This is a genomic window from Edaphobacter sp. 4G125 (assembly GCF_014274685.1).
Taxonomy (GTDB): Bacteria; Acidobacteriota; Terriglobia; order Terriglobales; family Acidobacteriaceae; genus Edaphobacter.
Genome location: NZ_CP060393.1, coordinates 1627793 through 1647657 on the forward strand (window position 1 = coordinate 1627793; position 19865 = coordinate 1647657).

Below are 19865 nucleotides of genomic sequence, written 5' to 3' on the forward strand. Positions count from 1 at the left end.
CGACTACGCGGTTGATACCGCTCCTTTCAGGAGGACACCTTCGTCGAGGAATCCAGTCGTTGTTACAGATTAGTAAACGTCGCGCTGGTAGCGCTTCTGCTTCTTCATGTTGGCCAGATACTCGTTGGCGTGTTCGAGCGTGCCGTTGGATCCCTGGGCGATGGCGTCGAGGAGAGCGAGTTCTACATCTTTGGCCATGCGAGTAGCATCGCCGCAGACGTAGAAGTAGGCTCCGCGCTCAAGCCATTCGTAAACCTGCTTCGCATTTTCCTGGATGCGATCCTGCACATAGACCTTGTTGTGCTGATCGCGGGAGAAGGCAGTGTAAAGAGTGAGGAAACCATCCTTGACCATGCCTTCGAGCTGCTGCTGATAGAGGAAGTCCATCTTCATACGCTGCTCACCGAAGAAGAGGAGGTTCGAGCCCTTGGCTCCGAGGGCCTGGCGCTCCTCGAGGAAGGCGCGGAAGGGAGCGATGCCGGTTCCGGGGCCAACCATGATGACAGGAACGTCATTGTCTTCGGGGAGGCGGAAATTATTGTTGGAGTGCAGGAAGATGGGAAGGGACATTCCCTCGCCAGCACGGTCGCCGATGTGGCCGCTGGCGACGCCCTGACGGTTACGGCCGTGGGAGTCGTACCGGATGACGCGCACGGTGGTGTGGACGCTATCGGGATGAACCTTCTGGCTCGAAGAGATCGAGTACATCCGCGGTGTGAGACGCTGCAGCACGTTGAAGAGCTGCTGCGGATCGGTGATGACGCCGGGGAAGTCCGTGGCGAGATCGACGAACTCGCGACCCCAGCAGTATTCTTCGGCACGGGCGCGGTTGTCGGGACCCGTGAGATGCTGGAGTCCTTCGACGTTGGGGGCGAGCTTGGCGTACTGGCCGACAGAGCCGCGAGCAAGCTTGCCGATTCCGAGGCGAGTACGGAGCGCCTCTTCGAGGGAGATTTCGACCTTGTAATGGTCGAGGACGCGCTCGTCACCCTTGTAACCAAGGGCCTTAATCGCATCGGCGACAGCCTCAGGCCGATTCTCGGGGATGATACCGACGGCGTCGCCGGGGGTGTAGGTCATGCCCTCTTCCACCGCGAGCTCGACATGCCGGGTCTCCTTCTCGGAGCCTTCGCCGGTGAGGAGGTAATTGACATTGACGTGAGAGGTGTACGGGTTGTTCCGTGTGTACTTTTGGGCGTGCGCCGCCCCAGCTTTCGCTTCCTGGTCCAAAACTTCGCTCATGCCTTTATGGTAAATGCATCGTGGGCAAATTGCGGAGTGTGAAGTGCAGTAGAACCTGAAGAAATCAGGGTTCAGCCGGGTGCGCGGCGATTCTGGATTCACGTTAATCGTTCTTCCAAGAGGCTTTAATCGGCGGCAATTTTTTGACGGAGGGTATTGGGGGTTAGCCCGGTGGCTCGGCGGATGTGGCGGGCGAGATGGCTCTGGTGGGCAAAGCCGCAGGCGGCGGCGATCTCGGCCATGGTGAGGCCATCCTGCATGAGTAGAATGCGAGCGCGCTCGACACGGCGCTGAATGACATACTGATGGACCGGAACTCCCATTGCCTGCCGGAAGAGAGTCTTCAGGTGAGATGGACTGAGATCAGCGATTGAAGCGATCTGTTCGAGCGAGAGATCGTCAGCGATCTGGTCCTCGATGAAGGAGAGAACCTGTTTGAGCCTGCGGCCAGAGAGTGCAGTTCGAGGCATGCGTTGTTGCTGAGCAAGGGAGCTGTGCTGTGCGATGAGTCGGGAGGTCATGGCGACGACCAAGCCTTCGGTATAGAGACGACCGGAGGAGTGGCCGGATTCGACCTCACGATGGATCGCGTTGGCGATCAGCTCGAGTTCAGGATCGCGGATTTGAAATCGATTGCGAATCTCAATGCGTGAGGGATTGTGACCGGCGTCCTGCGCCACGGAGTGAATCAGCGATTGTGGCAGGGCGAGGATGAGGTTGCGGTCGTTGTAATCATGCGCTACCCAGGTGCTTGGTGTGTAGGCAGGGATGATGTCGACGTCGCCGTGGACGGCAGAGCCTCGATATTGCTTGCCATCGCGGCGGCAGGAGAGGAGTGCCGATGGGCCGACGTGGATACAAAGGACAGTGTGTTCGATGCCTGGAAGACTGATGGAACCGATCGGATCCTGCCGTAACTGAAGGACGACGTTGTGAGCAGTTGTTGCCTGCGAGAAGATCTTCGGAGCTTCCAAGGGGAGAGGCTTGGGGCGGGATGGAGGAGGACGCGAGGGCACGGTCTTTGACCATTAAAGATGAGTGGGAAGCGGTTGGAGGTGAGAATTATTTTAGGCGCCGATTTGACGTTTATCGCGTAACACGCCATGGCGATGTTGTTGCCCAAGATAGCAATTGTTTATTAGCCCAATCGGTGGACCTGTCTGTGTGACAAGACGTGCATGGATTCGGCATTTTGTACTTATCTGTCATAGCTGGCGAAATGAATCGGAAGGTATGGGAGCGGACGAACGAACCTGGTACACCCTCACTCTCAATCTTTGGCATGTGGCAGGCGATGCACTGACTTCCTGAGCTGTCCGCCTTGTGGTGAGTATGTTCCTCTATAGTCGCCGTGTGTGGTCCATTCGGAGATCCCGATCCATGGCAGTCAAGACAGAGTTTGTCAGCGGGTTTGCGCAGTTGGGCGTAGTTCTTTGTCCCGTGGACATCATGACAAGACGCGCAGGTAACGCCATGGCGATACATCACGCTCTGTACGAAATCGTTACCCTGCATCCGGTTTTTATGAGCTGTTCCATCGGCGAAGTACAGAAAATCCGTTTGCCCCAACGTGACGTCTTCGAGCTTCCAGAAATCCGCCAGATGCAGGCCGACATGATAGCCAACAGGCCAATCGTAGGCTTTGCCTTCGATAAAACCATCGCGAGGTTGTCCCTGAGAGTGGCACTGGATGCAAGTATCGTTGGAGGCAACGTCATCCATCTCGGACGGATTCAGGATATTTGTGCGGAGCGGATGTGCGACATGCTCACTGCCAGGTCCGTGACAGCGCTCACAACCGACATTCCATTCCGTGACCTGTTTCGTGTGGATGTCATAGTTTACAGAGTGACAACCATCGCAGGTTGGCCCTGTCGGACGCTGCATGTTTCCGGATGGATAGTAGGCTGTCCACCAATCAGCACCCGCATCAGGGACATGATATTTGAGCCATTTCTTGTTGCCTACATCCCATTGCACGGGCAGGGGGTAGTAATCCTCTCCGATTTTGGTGAAGTAACGTTGCTTCCATTTGCTGCCGTAGACGAAAGCCACCTGATCGACGGTAAATGGAGCGATGGTATTAGTGCGGAGATCGGGAATGATCGCGTCGGAATGGGTCTTGGGGTCGAGAACAACATTCGCCATTGGAGTCTTCTTCCAACGCTCATAGATGGAGGCATGGCACCTTTGGCAGGATTCAGAGCCGACATAACGTGCCGAGCTGGCGATATATTCCTTGCTGGACATTTCCTTTAGTGTGCCGGAATGAAGGCTGCGAATATACGTTACAAGCTTCCAGCTTTCCGATGTCGATTGCGAATGCATAGCGGGCATACCAGTAAGCTGTACCCCATGCTCAATGATGTAGTGGAGGTCTCCGTCGGTCAGGTTTTGTGTCGGAGTGGAATGAAGGTCAGGGACGCGAGGATATTGATTTGCTCCAATCGGAGTAATTCCGCGGCCATCGATTCCATGGCATGACGAACAGCGTGCAAGAAAAGCATCCCGTCCTTGCTGTAGTGCGACTGGGTCGTCGGCTAGAGGATTTGTTTTGTGGTTTTCGGTGCGAGGAATCGCAAAATTGCGCACAGATCTTGCCACAGCCGTTTCGAACGCATTGGGTGTAGAAGAAGCACGAAACCCACGCCATCGGACCAGTGCTGCTCCCAAAGCAATCAGGATCAGCAAAGAGGCAAATACGATGATCGCAACTTTCGAGATCTTCATCGGTTGATTTCAGACCCATCGTTTCGAGATCAAATCCACCAAGAGCTACTTATTTTGAGGATTCTATCCGAAGAAATGTGAAGGTCCCATGATTCTGCGTAAGCACTCGAAAAATTATGCGTCAAGGAATGCTGGATAAAGGTACGCGGGTGAAGGCGATGCGTTTTCGTTGCCAGGTATAGGTGATGTACACGTTGGAGTCGCGGCCCTGAATGATGGCGGGGTAGGAGTATTCGCCGGGATCGCTTTCGAGAGTCTGAAACATGGTGAAGTGCTCGCCATCCTTGCTAACGGCGAGGTTGAGAGGGCTGCGGCCTGTCGTGGTGTTGTTGTAAACGAGGACTACCCGGCCATCGCGAAGTCCGACGGCATCGATACCGGAGTTGGGATTGGGTAGATCAAGAGGATGGGCCTCGCTCCAGGTGATGCCGTCATCGTAGGAGTCGGCGGCGCAGATGCGTCCGATGTCACGGGTGGAGCGAGCGTAGAGCCGAAGATGCTTTTTCCCGAGACGGACGATGGCAGGCTGGATGATTCCAGTGACATGCTCGTCGCCAGACTTGAGGGGCGGTTGGACGGGCGCAGGCGAGGGCATAAGGCGGCCGGGTACGGTGATGGGGCCGAACTTGTGCCAGGTCTTGCCCTGGTCGGTGCTACGGTCGACCCAAGCGGCCCAGGTGGAGTAGCTCTCGACAGAGGTTCCGCTAACGATGGTGTCGTCTTCGAGGACGAGGGGTTTGTCTTTGATGGGGCCGAGGAGGCCGGCGGGAAGGTGTTCAGGTGCCGACCAGGTATGGCCTTCGTCGGTGCTGACGAGGCGGGCGCCGCTCCATTCACGGGCATTGCGGCCGAATTTGTAGTAGAGCCAGAGGCGGCCGTCGCGAGTTTCGAAAAGAACTGGGTTCCAGCAGGCGACGTTCGGTTCGCGCACTAGCAGAAATGGCTTGGACCAGCCTGTGGAGGTCCGGCGAGCGCCCCAGATGGCGACATCGGGAGCGTTCTCGTGGGTTCCACCGAACCAGGCTGCGAGAATGTCTCCGTTCTCGAGCTGAACGAGCGTCGAGGCATGGGCTGAAGGGAAAGGGGCGGATGTGTAGATGAACTCTTTTTGAGGGTTAGCTGCAGAAGACGGCAGTGTGAAGGTCATGGTGATGAAAAGAAGTGCAGTCAAAAGGGATTTAGATTTATTCATACGGCGGGCTCTCGTTTAAGGACAGATTTTCTATTGAGGCAACCAAACAATGATTGCAATTGTATCCATCTGAATTCTCCAGGTTGGCATCAGAGGGTACAAACTCAAAAAGAGGTGCACGACTGCATGGCTAACAGACTGATAAGAAGGTTCCTGCAGGTGCTAGTCAATCGTGGGCCATGGGGTTTCTGTGTATTGGCGACGCAGAAAGTCGGACAGAGACTCGGTTTCATCAAAGTGCCAGAGTCGAGCGCGGGCGCAGCCAGGGGTGGTACCGGAAGAGCGATTCATCCCTTTGATGAAGAGTACGGGACGGATACGAGTGGGCTGATCTTTGGAGATGACTTATGGAGCACGGCCTACTATGGGGTGACTCCGTCGCTGCTGACGCAGATGATCGGTGCCTTGAATCTGGATTGGGAGCGATTCACGTTTATCGATCTGGGATCGGGAAAAGGTCGAGCGTTGCTTCTGGCCTCGCGATTTCCATTCAAAAAGATTATGGGAGTGGAGTTTGTTCCAGACCTGAGTACTGTCGCTGCGGCTAATATCGCGAAGTTTGATCCTTCGTGGAAAGCCTGCCGAGAGATTGAATCGATCACTGGAGATGCGGCGAAGTTCGAGTATCCGGAAGGACCGTTGGTGATTTATATCTACAACCCTTTTCTTGCGCCGGTTCTGAAGAAGTGCCTGAAGCATCTGTCCAAGTTACTCGAAAAGGAGCCACGTGAGGTTTATCTGATCTACGGAAATCCTGTGTTTGAACGACTGGTAAAGCGCTATGCTCCGCGGTTCGAACAGCAGTGGGACCGGATGTTCTCGTTTACAACGGAAGAGGCGGCGGTAGATCGGTTTGGCAGTAAGGAAGAAAGAGTGATTTTGTGGAAGTACGCCTATAACAGATGATTATGCTTTATTCAGCCAAGTTTCCTGGTGTTGAATGTGGGGGAAGCCGGGCTTAAGCCGAAGTGAGAGTTTACATCTCTATCGCGAACTGCATGGAGGGTTCGTAGAGTGAGGATTTAGGTTCGGCGCAGAGGTCGAGTACGAGACGCTCGAGCACGAGTACTTTATTGACAGGAGAGCTGCGCAGCTCAAGATCGGCGCGTGCAACCAAGCGCAGGGCGCGGGTGAGTTCGCGGCGCGACTTGTAACGGCGGGCCTGACGGATGAGGTCTTCTGCGGCGAAGGGCGGCATCCGAAAGCCCTGCCAGAGTGCCTGCCAGATGGCGCGCGAGTCGCGGACGTTCTTCTCGAGAATGATGAGCATCTGGCGGAAGGTGCGGGCCAGCATATAGAGATGACCGATCGCGGCGTCTTCGCCACCGTCTGAGGCGTTGAGCAGGCCGTGTAGGAGCGCGAGGGCGCGGGGACGATCCTTGGCGCTGATGGCGTCTGTGAGCTCGTAGAGGGAACGCTGCTTGGCGGCGAGCACCATGGTTTCGACGTCGCCGAGGGTGACGCGATTCTTCCCTTCGACATAGAGGAGGAGCTTTTCGAACTCGGAAGAGATGAGCATCATGTCGGCTCCGAGCGAATCGGCGAGTTCGCGGGCGGCGTCGGGGTCGAAGCGTACGCTGCGAGATTCGGCGGTATCGGCGATCCAACGGACGGCGTCATTCTCGTCGACGCGGGCCAGCTCGACGGTGCCACACCATTCCCCGAGTGTTTCGCGGATGCGGTCGAAGCGCTCCTTGTCCTGATAGTCCATGCGACGGACATCGGTGGGGATGCGGATGTGATCGGCGACGAAGAGGATGAGTGCCTGTGGGTTCGGCGAGCGAAAGTAGGCTTCGATGGCGGCGAACTCTTCTTTTTTAGAGCCGCGACCGTAGAGGTTCTTGATGTTGCGGATAAAGAGAACCTGGAAGGGAGCCATCAGGGACGGCGTCTGAGCGCGGTCGAGGGCCTCGAAGATGCTGGTCTCAGAGAGATCGAGATCGTGCAGGGAGAAATCGCGAAAGTCTTCGGGGACGAGGGTGGAGAGGACGGCTTTGCGGCAGCGGTCGTAGAGAAAGATCTCATCGCCGACGAGAACGTAACCAGGACGAAGAGAGGATGGCGAGGCGATCTCGGTGAGAAACCGATTGGTGGAGGCAAAGCTGCGGAGCTGAGGGCCGGAGCTGGTGGGCGGGGTCGACATCAGAATGACTCCAGCATATCGCTGACGACGGTCTGGGCGAAGTCCCTTGACATGCGTGAGACGGCGGGGGAACCTTCCTGGATAAAGGTGTTGAGATCCTGGGTGGACTGGTACTGTTCGTGGAAGGTGATGGCATCGTTGCGATAGAGGACCGTGCCATCGTGTGCGGTGAGGGCGACACGAGCTGTTACGGTGACGAGATAACTGGAGGACTGGCCGCTGGTGGAGTCATAGGTCAGCGGGGTGATGGTCTGGGTGAGGATGGTGCCGCGCAAGGTGGCATCTGCGCTGGGCGAATCCGAATTGAGGATGCGATAGCGAGTACGGGTGTTAAGCTCGCGGATAACGGCCTGGGTGAAGGCCATCTCAGTATGGTAGGCCTGGGAACGCGTGGAGAAGATGGGAACGGCCATGGTGCGGACATTTGAGGGAATGTGCGTGGCGGAACCGGCGGTGTGATAACCGCAGCCGGTGAGGAAAGCAGTAAGAACAAAAGTGGCGAGATGGAGCTTCATGCTGTTGGTCTTATTGTCGCATCCACGTGCCAGCAGGGTATTGTGGACAGGCTGAGGATATCAACGCAGATCCTTCGACTCCGCTGCGCTCGGCTCAGGATGACACTTTGTTTTATGGTGCGATCCATGCAAAAAGCAGAGGCAGCCACGGGAGCCGCCTCTGCTTCGATGCTGGGTTGAAAAATCGTTTATGCCGGGGAAGGCTGACCTTCGTTGAAACCAGGCTTGCGTCCGGATTCAGGCTTGAGAACCTTCTGAGCATCGCCGCCCGATCCTGGATCAACGGCAGCAAGGGCCGAGCGTAGAGGCGACAGCTCTTTCCCTTCGATGATCAGCTTGATTTCGTGGGCGTCCAGAGTCTCGCGTTCCAGCAGGGCGCTTGCGAGCCGGTGCATGATGTCCTGGTTCGAGTTGAGAAGGTTATAGGCCGACTGATACGCGGTATCGACGAAGTTGCGAACCTCGGCGTCGATCTGCTTGGCGGTCTCCTCGGAGAAGTCACGGTGCTGGGCGATCTCACGGCCGAGGAAGATCTGCTCTTCCTTCTTGCCGTAGGTCATCGGACCGAGCTTGGACATGCCGAACTCGCAGACCATCTTGCGGGCGAGCTCGGTGATGCGCTCGATATCGTTGCCGGCGCCAGTGGTCATCTTGCCGAGGAAGATCTCTTCAGCGCAGCGTCCGCCCATGAGGGTCGCGAGCTTCGTCTCGAGATACTCCTTGGTGACGGTGTGCTGGTCTTCCTCAGGGAGATAGACCGTGACGCCGAGAGCCATGCCACGCGGGATGATGGTGACCTTGTGAAGCGGGTCAGAGTCTTCACGCAGCGCGGAGACGAGCGTGTGGCCGGCCTCGTGATAGGCGGTTACCTTCTTCTCTTCGTCGGTCAGGAGCATGGACTTGCGCTCGGCTCCCATCATGACCTTGTCCTTGGCAACCTCGAAGTCGTACATGTGCACGGCCTTGCGGTTGTAACGGGCAGCGGTGAGGGCGGCCTCGTTGACCATATTAGCGAGATCGGCACCCGAGAAGCCTGGGGTCCCACGAGCCAGCACGTTCAAGTCGACGTCCTCTGCCATGGGAACTTTCTTCGCATGGACCTTCAGGACCTCTTCACGGCCACGGATATCGGGACGGTCAACGATGACACGGCGGTCGAAGCGGCCAGGGCGGAGCAAGGCCGGATCGAGAACGTCGGGGCGGTTGGTCGCAGCGACGAGGATGACCCCGTCGTTGGACTCAAAGCCGTCCATCTCGACCAGCAACTGGTTGAGGGTCTGCTCACGCTCGTCGTGTCCACCGCCGAGGCCAGCGCCGCGGTGACGACCGACTGCGTCGATTTCGTCGATAAAGATGATGCAAGGGGCGTTCTTCTTGCCCTGCTCGAAGAGGTCACGGACGCGCGATGCGCCGACACCGACAAACATCTCGACGAAGTCCGAACCGGAGATGGAGAAGAAGGGGACGTTGGCTTCGCCTGCAACAGCACGAGCCAGCAGGGTTTTGCCGGTTCCTGGAGGTCCGACGAGCAGGACGCCTTTAGGGATGCGTCCGCCGAGGCGCTGGAACTTCTGGGCCTCACGGAGGAACTCGATGATCTCCTTGAGCTCTTCCTTGGCCTCGTCAACGCCAGCGACATCCTTGAAGGTAATCTTCTTCTGCTGCATGGAGAGCAGGCGGGCACGCGATTTACCAAAGCTCATGGCCTTGTTGCCGCCGGACTGCATCTGGCGCAGAAGGAAGAACCAAAGGCCGAGCAGCAGGGCAAAGGGCGCGAGCTGAATCAGGAAGCCTAGCCAGGCGTTCGAGTTCTGGTCCTTGATGGTGATGTTGACGCCGTGGTCGCGGAGCGTCTTGTACATGTCCGGATAGTTGGCCGGAACCGTGGTGTGGAACTGAGTCTTGTCGTCTTTCCAGTGCCCGGTGACCTCAGAGCCGTTGACGATAACGTCAGCAACTTTGCCCTGGTCGGCATCGTTGAGCAGCTGAGTGAGGCTGATGTTCTTCTCCTGTCCGGCTCCTGCTCCCTTGACGACGAACTGCCAGAGGAAGACCAGGCAGGCGATCATGAAGACCCAGATCAGAATTTGTTTGACGGTCGAGTTCAAAGCGTGTTCCTCATTTTCCGGCCTGCATCGCCGTGATGCGCAAACGACTTGTCAGACCCGGCTCCTTCTGTAAGGAGCCTACATCGATTAGACGATAGTGATAAAGGAAGGTTCTGTGGGTGACCGGCAGCAAAGTCCACCGGCACCGCAGTAACGGTCCTACCCCCGTCAATTACTTAAGATTCTACTCTTTAGGGTGAGGATTCAAGCGGTAAAAGGGAGTTTCAGGGAAAACGGGTGAAATCTACCTCTCCAATGACTTCGGTGGAGAGCTGCAGCTCGCGGGCAGAGCGCTGCGCTCGAAGACCGCTAGCCAGGTGTACAGATGCTCCTGAGCGAGCGGCGACGGTGGAAAGTGTTGCAAATCCAGCCAGAGCCAACAGCCGGGTCGTATCGTCGAAGCTCAGCCGGAAGCCAAGTTGGCGGGCAGCGGCTCGTAGAACGCGGCGGCGGAGAGCCGGATCGAGGGTGCGAAGACGGTCGATCTCGATGGAAACAGAGGAGGTTCCCGGGGCGGTAGAGACCGCGCGACCTCCTCCACGAACGGGCTTGCCAGGGAGAAGAAGTTGGGGAAGGATGCGGGCGAGCTCGGCTTGCCAGCGGAATTCTTCCTCGCGGGCCAGCTCAGCCAGATTGGCTAAGGTGTGGTCAATAGAGGGGTTATAGGTGCGGAGTTGGGGGAGCAATTCATGACGGACCCGATTACGGGTATAGGCCGTATCGGCATTGGTGGAGTCGGTGTGCCAGGGCTGGTTGCGGGACTGGAGGAATGCTTCGATCTCGCTGCGACGAGTAGCAAGCAGAGGGCGAAGGATGTTTCCCGAGCGCTGGCCAGTTTGGTGGATGGAGACGATGGGGTGGATGCCCGAGATCCCTTCGGTCCAGGCTCCGCGGAGGAGTTTCATCAACACGGTCTCGGCTTGGTCGTCGAGGGTATGGGCGGTGAGGATGGAGTCGGCGTGACCGGAGGCGATGAGAGTGCGAAAGAAGGCGTAACGAACCTCGCGTGCGGCCTCTTCGAGGGTCTCGCGGTTTTCGGCAGCTCGGGCCGGGACGTCGGCGCGATGGATGTGGAGAGGGATGTCGAGCTGGATGCAGAGATCTTGTACGAAAGCCAGGTCAGCGTCGGATTCGGCGGCTTCGCGGATGCCGTGGTGAACATGGGCGGCGGAGAGACCGACTCCGAGAGCGTCACGTTTAGCCGTATTGGCTTCGTGAAGCGCGAGAAGGAGAGCGACGGAATCTGCTCCACCGGAGACTGCGACGCAGAGGCGGTTGCCAGGCTGGATGTGGTCGCGGCTGAAGGGGAGAGCAGTTGGCATGAGTCTTCATCTTAATTCGAGCGGTGGGTAGAGAAGTAGATTTCTCAACTTCGCAGCGGACGATAAAACTGTCCTCTGCTGTGGTCGAAATGCCAGACTTAGACGTCTAGTCCGATGAGACGCATCAGAGCAACTCCATTGCTCCGGGTGACAGGACCATCGCGGAGAATGAAGTCGAACTTCATCTTTCCGTCGTCGATCTCGTCCTGGAAGTGCATGTTGTGGATGAGATTGCTGTGAAGTTGCGTAAGAGCGAGGTCGTGGGTGCTGATGAGGCCGATGGCAGATGTTTCAAGCAGCGAGTTCACGATGCCCTGGGCCCCGATGAGACGGTCACGCGAGTTGGTTCCTTGCAGCAGCTCATCCAGAAGGAAGAAGAGCGGAGGCTGCTGATTTGCTAGGTCGCGGACATGGCGAAGGCGTGTGATTTCAGCATAGAAGCGGGAATTGCCTTTCTGGAGGGAGTCGTTGACAAGAATGCTGGCGCCGATGCGTAGGGGTGTGAGCTGAAGCGAATGAGCGCGGACCGGCGCTCCGGCCATGGCGAGCACTGTATTGATTCCCGCAGCGCGCATCAGAGTGCTTTTGCCAGACATATTTGAGCCGCTGATGAGAAGGATTCTGTGATCGCCGGTAAGAGCCAGATCGTTGCGAACACAGCGCGCATCGGGAATGAGTGGGTGTCCGAGACCCGTAGCCTGGAAATGAGGGGCGCTGGAGAGAAATTGCGGAAAGGGATCGGAGGGATGCTCGAAGCTGTAGGTTGCGAGTGAGAGAAGGGACTCCATCTCACCCACGGCGGCAAGACATTGCGGAACAACAGCGCCAAAGTGCCCCCGCCAGGAGTCGGCGATGAAGGCAAGCTGAACGGAATACAGAAAAGGGATGTCGATCAGCCGCATCAGCGGATTCTCGAGGGATTGAATGTACTGAACGATGATATCGAGGCGAGCGATGGCGTGAGAGGCGGTGATCTGACGGGTGGAGAGACTCCTTTGCAGTTCCTTGAGGACTGGGGAGTCGAAGGTTTCCTTTTCGATGCGTGAGAGCAGACAGGAAAGCAGTTTGAGATCGGCAAAGGCATGTTCTGTTTGATGGAGGACAGACTGGACTCTGCTGCGATGGAGTAGGACAACGATTCCTTCGAGTAAAAGGACGATGAAGAAGGGAGAGCGTTGGCCAGTTGTTCCCCAGAAGATCGCTGTTGCGATCATGAGGGCGACGAGAATGAGGCAGAGCCAGCGGACAAGAAGGTTAGTGAGTTGAAGGGGAGATTGTGCCCAGTGCATCAATGCATCGGGATGGACCGCGGCCTGGAGCTCTTTGCTGCAGGTAGCCATTTCTTCTCGAAAGTCGAGCCGGTCGCGAAGGTCGGTGATGGCCTGATGGCGTTGGTGAATCGCATCGAGGGAAGACGGTTCGAGCAGCCAGGAGGCAAGAGTGTCCTCGCCCATGCGGGTGCGCGCGACGGAGAGAAGTTCGAAGAGACTGCCTTGTCCGAAAATGTCGAGATCGGCGGCGTAGAGATGGTTAGAGATGTCGAAGCGGTCTCCGCGCTGACCAAGGCCATGCCAGCGGTCTTCGATGCGAGCAATGCCTTGGTTGTAGAAGTCGACAGCACGTTTGGCGATGGCCTGACGGTGCAGGATCTTTGCGTGATAGGCGGCGATAGCAATGAAGAGCAGAGCCGGCAACGCAACCCAGCCGAGAGCGAAGCTGTGGGAGCGGAGATAGATCCAGAGGACAGCTATCTGAGCAAGAACGAGGAGAAGACGAAGGTTTCCAAAGCGGATGTGAATTGCTTCAAGGTGCGCGACCCGAAGTTCGCGAGCTTTCAGCTGATGCAGGTACTGATCAGATGGAGATACGGATTGCGACACAGAGTCATTATTACTCGTGCAGGAAGACAGAAATGTTTTGATTTCTATACATTGAAGAATGTTCGAGACGAGAGTTGCAACGGTAGAGGATGCGGAGTTGATTGCTGAACATCGGCGCAAGATGTTTGCAGAGATGGGCGATAGCAGCGCGGAGCAGTTGCAGGCGATGAAGGAAAGCTTCGTTCCGTGGGTGCGAGAAAGGCTGGTGGATGGCCGTTATCTCGGATGGATTGTTTCTAATGGTGAAAAGGTGGTAGCAGGTGCGGGAGTGTGGTTCATGGATTTTCTGCCGCACTGGCGTGACCTGAATCCGCAGAGAGCATATCTGACAAACTTTTATGTCTCAGCTGAGATGCGTGGGCAAGGGCTGGCTCACGGGCTGGTCAGAAGGGCGGTCGAGGCAGCGCAAACACGAGGGATCAAAGTGGTGATCCTTCATGCATCTTTAGCGGGACGGCCGATCTACGAGAGGAATGGGTTCAAGGCTTCGAATGAGATGATGCTGGATCTGGGTGGAGAGTCAGCGTTTGAGGATTGAGCGAGCCATGCCTTGTATACGATTTAACCGTTCTATCTTGTATACTTCGCGGTTATGCGAGTTTTTGTCATTCTTCCGGCAGCGGGCATCGGTACGAGGATGGCTGCCGGAACTCATGGGGCTGCTCCGAAGCAGTTTTTGAGCATCGGCGGCGTGCCGGTTCTGGTGCGTTCTTTGAGGGCGTTTCTGGAAGTGCCGCGTGTGGATGTCGTGTGCGTGGCGGTGCGCGCCTCGGAGCGCGAGCGTGTAGAGGCGCAGATCAAGGAATTTGCCCTTGGACCGCGAGTGCGAGTGGTTGAGGGTGGCGACTCCCGGCAGGAGTCGGTCGGAAACGCGCTGGCGGCGTTGGAGTCGGCAGACGAGGATTTGGTGCTGGTGCACGACGCTGTCAGGCCGCTGATCGATGCAGCGACGATTGAACGGACGATCGAGGCAGTCGAGAAGCATGGTGCTGCGATTGTGGGTTTGCCTGCAGTCGATACGATCAAGCAGGTAGAACGTACAGCCGAGGGGGCAATTATTACGGCGACGATTCCGCGTGAGCGGGTTGTGCTAGCTCAGACTCCGCAGGGTGCTCGTGTCGGACTGCTGAGGGGTGCTTTCGCCGAAGCTGAAGCGGATGGTTTTGCAGGAACCGATGAGGCAAGCTTGCTGGAGCGTGCTGGGATTGAGGTTGCTGTGGTGCCGGGATCGGCGAAGAACTTTAAGATCACTCAGCCGGGAGATATCGAGTTGGCGGAGTTTTATTTGAAGCAGGCAGGTGCGCGATGAGCATGAGAATTGGTTATGGGTTTGATTCACATGCATTCAAGCCGGGTGTGCCGTTGGTGATTGGTGGATTGCCGATCGAGCATCCCGAAGGATTGGCAGGGCACTCGGACGGCGATGTGTTGCTGCATGCAATTACGGATGCGTTGCTAGGCGCGGTTTCTGCAGGGGATATCGGGACATTCTTTCCACCGAGCGATCCGCGTTGGAAAGGTGCGGCGTCCGACATCTTTTTACGGACGGCTCTTGAAGAGGTTGCGACAGCGGGATACAAGATCGTGAATATCGATACTGTGCTGGTGATGGCAAAGCCGAAGATTGTGCCCATTGCCGGTGAGTTGAGGGAGCGCGTAGCCCAGCTGCTCGGGGTTAAGCCGGGGGAAGTAGGGATTAAGGCGAAGACCCCGGAAGGGCTTAATCAGGACCATGTGGCCGTTGCTCATGCCGCTGTGCTGCTGGAGAGTGTGAAGCTGGTCGATCCTCCGGCGAAGCTGACTGCAACGGCGGATGTGGATGACGATATCGATGAGGTCGTCAAAGGATTGGTCGGTGGGGCGCACGATATGTCAGCGCTGGGTCGAAAGCGTCCGGCCTTCGATACAGACGATCTAACCTAATACCACTGCGGCCGCGGTCATCCGCGGCCACCAAGTTTATTTCGCAATTGCCATGGCGAAGCCGTCGTAGCCTTTTACTCCAACGGTCTGGATGGCGGTGGCGTCCAGTTGCGGGTGGCTGCCGAGGCGTTCTAAAAAGGTACGGGTTCCGGTGACTCCGGCGTCGCGACTGTTGCCATCGACGATGGCGCCGTCGCGGACGACATTATCGGCGATGATCAGGGTGCCAGGGCGGGAAAACTTCACAGCCCAGTCGAGATAGTTCGGATTGTTGGGTTTGTCGGCGTCGAGAAAGATGAAGTCGAATGGCGCGGGTTTTTCGGCGTGGAGCGCGGCAAGAGAGTCGAGCGCCGGGCCAACGCGGATATCCACCAGCGAAGAGAGGCCAGCGCGCTGGATATTGGAGCGGGCGACGGTGGCGTGCTTCGGGCTCAGCTCGAGGGTGATGAGCTGACCGTCCTTGGGGAGCGCGCGGGCGAGCCAGATGCTGGAGTAGCCGCCCAGGGTTCCGATCTCAAGGATACGGCGCGCTCCCTGAACGCGGGCGAGCAGATGCAGCAGCTTGCCCTGGTTGGGCGCGACGTCGATTGCAGGCAGGCCGGCGCAGGCGTTGGCTTCGAGCGCCTCTTCAATGCGCTGATCGGGATGAACAAGAGTGTCTGCGAGGTAGCGGTCGACGGCGTTCCAGAGGTTCTGATCCATATAGCCAAGATAGAGTTTTGCCGTCAGGGGAGCAAGCAGGGTGCTAGCGTGTGTACGAGGGTAATGATGCGAATTCGGTGGAGCGTGGCAGCAGTAGCAGCGATCGCGAGTATGGTGTATGGGCAGACGGTGGCCCATCCAAGATTGACAGATGCACCGACGGTAGCACCGTGTACCGTTCAAGGCGAGTGGGCGACTCCTGCGGAAAAGAACTGCTATGCCACTACGCCGGACTATGCAGGGACGATGGCTTATCTGAAGCGCGTGCAAGTAGCGGCTCCGGGACAGGTGAAGATCGAGCCTTTCGGAAAGACCGGCGAGGGACGTGAACTGGACATCGTAATCGCTTCGCGCGATGGGGTCTTTGATCCTGCCGCGATTCATGCGGCGAAGAGGCCGATTGTTCTGGTGCAGAATTCGATTCATGCAGGCGAGATGGATGGTAAAGATGCGTGTCTGGCTCTGTTGCGCGACATGGTGATCACGAGGTCGAAGGCCAGCCTGCTGGAACGCGCGGTATTTGTGTTTATCCCGATGTATAACGCCGATGGGCATGAACGCAGGAGCCGCTATAACCGCATCAATCAGGATGGTCCGCAGGAGATGGGGTGGCGCGGCAATGGAACCAACCTGAACTTGAACCGCGACTACCTGAAGGCCGATGCTCCCGAGACGCGAGCATTTATGGCGATGTTTCATCGCTGGCTGCCGGACTTCTTTGTCGACGATCACGTGACCGATGGAGCGGACTATCAATACGACGTGACCTTTACGATCGATGATGGGCCGAATCTTCCGACGGCAACGGCGAAGTGGGTCGATGATGTGGCGACGCCGACACTCGAGAGATATGTCGATGAGCACGGACATCTAGCTTCGCCCACCTACATCACGCTGGCGAACGATAACGATCCGGCACAAGGGCTGGGATTTAACGATAATCCCCCGCGGTATTCCACCGGTTACATGATCCTCGAAGGGCGTCCAGGGATGCTTGTCGAGTTGCATATGTTGAAGGACTACAAGACGCGTGTGACAGGAAACTATGAGATCCTGTCTGGGCTGATGGAGCTTGTGAATCGCGATGCCGACAAGCTGATCGCGTTGAATGCGGCTGCGGATCGAGAGGCCGAAACGATGGGCGCGCATCCGTTGAGCAATGTGAAGTATCCTCTGGCCTTGGCGTGGGGAGGACAAACGACACCCTTTCTGTTTCGCGGTTACAAATACACGCGTGAGCTGAGTGCAGTTTCAGGAGCGATGTGGGTGCGGTATACGCATGAGCCGTGGAGCGTTTCGCTGCCTGCGCAGACAGGATATAAGGTGACGGCGGAGGCGGCTGCTCCGGCGGCATACATCATTCCGGCGCAGTGGACGCAGGTGGTCGACGTGTTGGCGGCGCACCAGGTGGAGATGACGCGAACGATGGCTCCGTGGAGCGGGACGGTGGAGACCTATCGCTGCGCAGGGATGGCATGGCAGGAGCCGCCCTTCGAAGGACGGCATCCGACTTTCAATGGGGAAGCTCAGCACGATCCTGGGAAATTCGGCAGTTGCGTGCTGGTGCGGGAGAAGTTGGATTTTCCTGCTGGTTCCGTTGTGGTGAGGCTGAACCAGAGGCTGTCGCGGGTCGCGATGGCGTGGTTGGAGCCGGCGGCTCCGGATTCGGCGATGCAGTGGGGCTTCTTCGACTCGATTTTTGAGCAGAAGGAGTACGGAGAAGCCTACGTGCTGGAAGAACTGGCGCGAGAGATGATGGCGAAAGATCCAAGACTGAAAGCAGAGTTCGAGAAGAAGGTTACGAGCGATCCTGCGTTTGCAGGAAGCCCACAGGCTCGGTTGGAGTTCTTCTACGAGCGATCTCCGTGGTATGCAGCGAATCGAATTGGGCTGTATCCAGTAGGAAGGTTGAGCAATCTGGATGGAGTTCCAGTCGCGAAATGAGCCTACTGCTGTAGACTACGGTACGTCCAAATCTCCTCCTCGTGAAGGTGAGTGAATGAAAGCAGGGCTTTGTTTTGCTGCAGGCTTGTTTCTAACGGGAATCTCAAGTGCAATCGCACAAGCTCCGGCTGCTTCTGACGATTTTGTTCGAACACATTATGCGAAGTACGAGTACCGCATTCCGATGCGTGATGGTGCAAAGATGTTTGCCGCCGTATATGTGCCGAAGATGGGTGCATTTAAGGATCCGGGGCCGTATCCGTTCCTGATGACGAAGACTCCTTATAGCTGCGGGCCTTATGGCGTGGATAACTTTCCGCAGCGAGTCGGACCGAGTCGGGAATTGATGGAATCCGGTTACATCTTCGTCTGTGAAGATGCACGGGGGCGTAATGCCAGCGAGGGCGTCTTCCAGGAGATGAATGTACACATTGACGATAAGAAATCGCCGAAGGACGTGGATGAGTCGAGCGATATGTATGACACGGTCGAGTTTCTTCTGAAGAATGTTCCGAACAATAACGGCAAGGTTGGAATCACCGGCATCAGCTATCCGGGCTTCTATACCTCGGCGAGCATTATTGATTCTCATCCTGCGATCAAAGCGGCGAGTCCGCAGGCTCCGATGTCGGACCTGTTCTTCAATGATGATGCCTACCACGGTGGTACGTTCATGTTGAGCGCGAACTACGGGTTCTATCGCAACTTCTACCCACAGAAGAATCCAGTCATCCCTGCTGCAAGATCTGGAGGGCATGAAGCTTCGAGCAGCGAGAACCCTGACAGCTATGCAATGCTACTGGCTGCAGGACCGACGGGAAATCTGGACACTGGCAAAGAATATCTGGATGGGAAGAACTGGTTGTTCCACGACCAGCTGGCGCATACGGCTTATGACGATTACTGGCAGAAGCGTGATCTTTCGCGTCATATGAAGAATGTTCATGCGGCGACGATGGAGGTCGGCGGCTGGTTTGATGCCGAGGATTTGTCAGGGCCCTTCAAGACTTTCCATGCAATCGATCAATACAACCCCGGCAATCAAAACACGCTGGTGGTTGGTCCGTGGACCCATGGCGGATGGTCGCGCGGAGATGGGGATCATCTTGGCGATGTGATCTTCAATGCGAAGACCGGGGTGTTCTATCGCGAGAAGATTGAGTTTCCGTTCTTTGAACACTATTTGAAGGACAAGCCCGAATCGGCATTGCCGAAGGCATACGTCTTCGAGACAGGAACCAATGTCTGGAGAACCTACGACGCGTGGCCTCCGAAGCAGGCGACAGCAAAGACGCTTTACTTCCATGCCGATGGCAAACTGAGCTTCGATCCGCCGACCGAGAAGACGGGAGTCGATGAGTATGTGAGCGATCCGGCGCATCCGGTGCCATTTGTTGGATACCCGACCGATACGGTTCCGCAGCGGTACATGGCCGATGATCAGCGGTTCGCTACGACGAGATCGGATGTGCTGGTTTATGAATCGGAGCCGTTGACTGAGGATGTGACGATCTCTGGACCGGTGAGACCAAAACTGAAGATCGCCTCGACGGGAACGGATGCAGACTTTGTGGTGAAGCTGATCGATGTGTATCCATATGACTATTCCAATCCGGAGGGAACCGAGTCTGGCAATAAGCGCGTTCTCGGTGCTGCTCCACTGGTGATGGGAGGGTATCAGCAGCTGGTGCGAGGCGAACCGATGAGAGCGAAGTTCCGCGATTCATGGGAGAAGCCGACGCCGCTTACCCCAGGAAAAATCACAACGGTCAATAGCGAGATGCCGGATGTGAACCACACCTTCCGAGTTGGCCATCGGATCATGGTGCAGGTGCAGAGCTCGTGGTTTCCGCTGATTGATCGGAACCCGCAGACGTTTACCGATATTCCGACTGCAAAGCCGGAGCAGTTTGTGAAGGCGACGGAGAGTGTGTACCGGAATTCGTCGGCAGCGAGTGGAGTCGAAGTGCTAGTGCTACCGAAGCCCTAACCCCTGTATATCCAGCAAAGTATTCATAAATAATGATTTAGAGTCGTACTTGTTCTGTAAAGTATTCAAAACACTAGGCACACTTTGTAAAGTGCAGATTCTCAAAGAGAAAGCCCGAGCTTGAGTGCCCGGGCTTTCTCTTTGTCTGATGGTTCTATTTTAGCTGGTCGAGTG

The 19865-nt window shown here is 56.7% G+C and carries 16 protein-coding genes; 6 read left to right on the top strand and 10 right to left on the bottom strand.

Translation table 11 applies throughout. From position 1 onward, the window contains the following. Window positions 1–69: 69 nt before the first annotated feature. The 4 genes from H7846_RS06745 to H7846_RS06760 form a co-directional block, all read right to left on the bottom strand. The gene (locus H7846_RS06745; protein ID WP_186695715.1) at window positions 70–1242 is read right to left on the bottom strand and encodes a diflavin oxidoreductase; all 1173 of its coding nucleotides are present in this window, start codon (window positions 1240–1242) and stop codon (window positions 70–72) included. Between the two features lie 125 nt (window positions 1243–1367). After that, entirely contained in the window at window positions 1368–2258 is an 891-nt protein-coding gene (locus tag H7846_RS06750) for a helix-turn-helix domain-containing protein (protein ID WP_186695716.1), read from the bottom strand. Window positions 2259–2328: 70 nt separating this feature from the next. Next, the gene (locus H7846_RS06755; RefSeq protein ID WP_186695717.1) at window positions 2329–3972 is read right to left on the bottom strand and encodes a cytochrome c3 family protein; all 1644 of its coding nucleotides are present in this window, start codon (window positions 3970–3972) and stop codon (window positions 2329–2331) included. A 121-nt stretch (window positions 3973–4093) separates the two neighbouring features. Then, window positions 4094–5164: a sialidase family protein gene (locus H7846_RS06760; RefSeq protein WP_186695718.1), complete on the bottom strand. Its 1071-nt coding sequence runs from the start codon at window positions 5162–5164 to the stop codon at window positions 4094–4096. A 195-nt stretch (window positions 5165–5359) separates the two neighbouring features. On the opposite strand from H7846_RS06760, the gene H7846_RS06765 reads away from it, so the two are divergent. After that, entirely contained in the window at window positions 5360–6070 is a 711-nt protein-coding gene (locus tag H7846_RS06765) for an SAM-dependent methyltransferase (protein ID WP_186695719.1), read from the top strand. A gap of 70 nt (window positions 6071–6140) precedes the next feature. Here the strand turns inward: H7846_RS06765 and holA are convergent, their stop codons facing one another. The 5 genes from holA to H7846_RS06790 all read right to left on the bottom strand — a co-directional run bounded on the left by holA (window position 6141) and on the right by H7846_RS06790 (window position 13132). Further along, entirely contained in the window at window positions 6141–7307 is a 1167-nt protein-coding gene (gene holA, locus H7846_RS06770; protein ID WP_186695720.1) for a DNA polymerase III subunit delta, read from the bottom strand. Continuing rightward, window positions 7307–7822 (bottom strand): LPS assembly lipoprotein LptE, encoded by a 516-nt coding sequence (gene lptE, locus H7846_RS06775; RefSeq protein WP_186695721.1) that lies wholly within the window; start codon window positions 7820–7822, stop codon window positions 7307–7309. The genes holA and lptE overlap by 1 nt, the downstream gene beginning before the upstream one ends. 188 nt (window positions 7823–8010) lie before the next feature. Continuing rightward, the gene (ftsH, locus tag H7846_RS06780; RefSeq protein WP_186695722.1) at window positions 8011–9930 is read right to left on the bottom strand and encodes an ATP-dependent zinc metalloprotease FtsH; all 1920 of its coding nucleotides are present in this window, start codon (window positions 9928–9930) and stop codon (window positions 8011–8013) included. Window positions 9931–10154: 224 nt separating this feature from the next. Then, window positions 10155–11252 (bottom strand): tRNA lysidine(34) synthetase TilS, encoded by a 1098-nt coding sequence (gene tilS, locus H7846_RS06785; RefSeq protein ID WP_186695723.1) that lies wholly within the window; start codon window positions 11250–11252, stop codon window positions 10155–10157. Between the two features lie 98 nt (window positions 11253–11350). Then, window positions 11351–13132: a MutS-related protein gene (locus tag H7846_RS06790; protein ID WP_255460894.1), complete on the bottom strand. Its 1782-nt coding sequence runs from the start codon at window positions 13130–13132 to the stop codon at window positions 11351–11353. Between the two features lie 58 nt (window positions 13133–13190). Between H7846_RS06790 and H7846_RS06795 the strand changes: the two genes are divergently transcribed. From H7846_RS06795 to ispF, 3 genes are read left to right on the top strand one after another with little or no spacing between them, the layout of a single operon-like run. Then, on the top strand, window positions 13191–13670 hold the full coding sequence (locus tag H7846_RS06795) for a GNAT family N-acetyltransferase (protein ID WP_186695724.1): 480 nt from the start codon (window positions 13191–13193) through the stop codon (window positions 13668–13670). A gap of 54 nt (window positions 13671–13724) precedes the next feature. Continuing rightward, complete coding sequence (gene ispD, locus H7846_RS06800; protein WP_186695725.1) at window positions 13725–14441, top strand: 2-C-methyl-D-erythritol 4-phosphate cytidylyltransferase; 717 nt, start codon at window positions 13725–13727, stop codon at window positions 14439–14441. Then, window positions 14438–15055 (top strand): 2-C-methyl-D-erythritol 2,4-cyclodiphosphate synthase, encoded by a 618-nt coding sequence (ispF, locus tag H7846_RS06805; protein ID WP_186695726.1) that lies wholly within the window; start codon window positions 14438–14440, stop codon window positions 15053–15055. The genes ispD and ispF overlap by 4 nt, the downstream gene beginning before the upstream one ends. A 36-nt stretch (window positions 15056–15091) precedes the next feature. Here the strand turns inward: ispF and H7846_RS06810 are convergent, their stop codons facing one another. After that, window positions 15092–15895, bottom strand: coding sequence for an O-methyltransferase (locus H7846_RS06810; protein WP_255460895.1), 804 nt, complete (start codon window positions 15893–15895; stop codon window positions 15092–15094). Between H7846_RS06810 and H7846_RS06815 the strand changes: the two genes are divergently transcribed. Then, window positions 15842–17701, top strand: a complete 1860-nt coding sequence (locus tag H7846_RS06815) for a M14 family metallopeptidase (protein ID WP_255460896.1) — start codon at window positions 15842–15844, stop codon at window positions 17699–17701. The two genes, H7846_RS06810 and H7846_RS06815, sit on opposite strands and share 54 nt — an antisense overlap. Before the next feature lie 55 nt (window positions 17702–17756). Then, entirely contained in the window at window positions 17757–19691 is a 1935-nt protein-coding gene (locus H7846_RS06820; protein ID WP_186695727.1) for a CocE/NonD family hydrolase, read from the top strand. The last annotated feature ends 174 nt before the right edge of the window (window positions 19692–19865 follow it).